Source organism: Flavobacterium sp. 316 (assembly GCF_000967805.1).
GTDB lineage: Bacteria > Bacteroidota > Bacteroidia > Flavobacteriales > Flavobacteriaceae > Flavobacterium > Flavobacterium sediminilitoris.
The window spans coordinates 1-2,861 of sequence record NZ_JYGZ01000012.1; the positions used below are offsets into that span (position 1 = coordinate 1).

The window sequence follows — 2,861 nt, forward strand, 5'->3', positions numbered from 1 at the left end:
ATTAAAAAATAAAGAATTGAAAACAAAACGATACACCATGAGAATAACAAAACTGCTAACTATTGTATTGATAAGTGCTTTAGGGTTTGGGCAAAACGATCCTAACCCACAAGATTATCTGCCAAATATAATTCCTCCATCTCCTGAAGCTTATGCATTGGGAAACTACGGAAATATTCCAGTAGGATTATTTACAGGATCTCCCAATGTACAAATACCCTTACTAGAATTTAAAACAAAAAGTATTACTATTCCCTTTAGTCTATCTTACAGTTCTAATGGAATAAAGATTGATGATGTTAATTCAAAAGTAGGATTAGGTTGGAACTTAATTGGTGGTGGTGTTATAAATAGAGTTATAAGAGACCAGCCAGATGAAGATTCTCAACTAATAATTCAAAAAGCATCAAATAACAATTATCAGGAACCAACATTAATGCAATATTTAAAAACTGTTGGAGAGAATGAATATATGGATTCTGAAAGAGATTTATTCAGCTACAACTTTAATGGAAATTCAGGACAATTTGTGTTCGACAAAGACGGATCAATTGTTCATTTGCCTCAATCGGATCTTAAAATTGAAGTTTATTCTGGTGCACTTGCTAGCGAATTGTATAATTTTAAAATTACAGATTTACAAGGTATTATATACTATTTTGAAGAAAAAGAAAGAACAAGAACAAGAACAAATACACCAGGGTATCATAACCCTCCAGAAAGCAACTATACTGCTTGGTATTTAAACAAAATAAAAACAACAGATGGTTTAGAAATTTACATTAATTATACTAGCCAAACAGACGATTATATTTCATCACAAAGTCAACAATTGTCAAAATCTTATCCTAGCTATCAATATTCAGTAGGAAAATCTTATTCAAAAGGTATTACTATATCACCTTTAAATTCACATAGCATTACAATTATTGGTAAAAAAATTGAAAGTATTCAGAGTAATAACCCTAATGACGGTAAATTGATTTTTACTTACAATAATGAATTATATAATGTAAGTGATCCGAATACCGTACTAAAGGAAATACGCAGAGAAAACAAAAGTGCTGAGATTATTAACAAAGTAAACCTTAATTACCTAGGAACTAATACAGAACGTCTTTTTCTTCAAGAAGTCATCTCAAATGACCCAAATCAAAAATATAGTTTTGAATACATACAACCCCATTTATTCCCCTCAAGACTATCATTTGCAAGAGATTATTGGGGTTATTATAATGGAGTTACAAGCAATACTAATTTAATTCCAAAGATTGATGGATATGGTTTACAGAATGTGAATTACAGCCACGCAAATTTAGAATTAAACTCAACTTTTTCAAAAATAGGTCTTCTTAATAAAATAATTTACCCAACTAAAGGAAGTACTTCGATTCACTATGAACAAAATAATTATTTTGGAGAAAAAAGAACATATCCTTCTAACCTCTTTAATTATTACCAAACCATAGATAGTTATGAAGGTCAGCGAAACAAAAAAGTAGACACACAAATATATTCTCATTTCATTCAAAAAGTAAAATTAATAGGTGGTTCCGAATTCTACAATTGCCAACCTGATTTAAATTTAGGATCTAATAAGCACAAAACAATAACAAGTGTTCATTGCGTAGAAGACAATGAAGCTGTAAGATTATTCAAATATGACCAGTTTGGAATGGAAATACCCAACGGTCTCTCAGCTGACTTAAATAACGGAGACGCTTATTTTATAGCTGAAAAAGAAAAAAATTATATTATTACTTTAACAAATAGTGGTACTTGTACAAGAGGCTATACATCGATTCAATATTATAAAGACAATTACACTACTAGCTACCAGAACATCCCTACTGGCGGTAATAGAGTCAGTGTGACCATTGATGATGATAATAATAAACCGATAATAAAAAGATATTATTATTCAAAACTAAATGAGTTATACAAATCTTCTGGAGTTAATGGTTTAAAGCAACACTATACGGACATTAGGACATGGAGAGAGCCAATAATTGGTTTTGATGGCTCTGGTAGTTTAGTAGGCTATCATGAATTCTCAGATTTAGTTGTTACTTCTAGTTCGTTAAGAAATATGTATGTTAATGGAAATAACATCTATTATCCTTATGTAACCATCAGTTATGGAGGCAATAATTTTGAAAACGGAGCAGAAGAAAAACAATTTATGGTTAATAAAGACTATTTTGGGAAAACGATATACAATAGTGATGATATTTCTGGAGCTCCATTTACTAATTTTGGATGGAATAATGGCTTTGAAATTGAATCGAAAAGTTATACCAAAAAAGGAAGTAATTTTTATCTATTAAAAAAACAATCCAACAACTATTTTCTTGACGAGACTAAGACTGTTGAATTAATCAACTTTGCTACTCGAAAAAAATATGATGAAATCCTAGAAGGCCCAGCTGTATACACGTGTAATTCGACTGATGTTACAACAAGATACCCTATAAAAACCTGTACAACAAATCATCAACACATTCATTATGTAGGTACTTGGAATTGTGTTGTTCCAGGAGCAAACAATGTAACTTCATACATAAACCACTCTTGTTATGGCAGAAACGTAGGGGATTTGATTACTTATTACAATAGATTAGACAATATTGACATTGTTGAATACAAGAACATATCTTACCGATATTATTTAAAAAATAAAACATCAACAGACTATTTTTATGACATTTCAAACAATTTAGTTGGCCAAGTTGAAAATACGATTATTAATTCACATAATAGCCCTAATCATCTTCAACAAACAACACAAACTATAATAACCAGTTCACCTGAAGAAACGTTAGAAACCAAATATTCTTATGCCCATGAACAAAGTAATCAAG

1 protein-coding gene is annotated in these 2,861 nt (G+C 30.3%); it reads left to right on the plus strand.

Going from position 1 to position 2,861, the window contains the following annotated elements; all coding sequences use genetic code 11:
- Positions 1–37: 37 nt before the first annotated feature.
- On the plus strand, positions 38–2,861 hold a 2,824-nt coding region (locus SY27_RS17985; RefSeq protein ID WP_152640793.1), incomplete at its 3' end, for a hypothetical protein.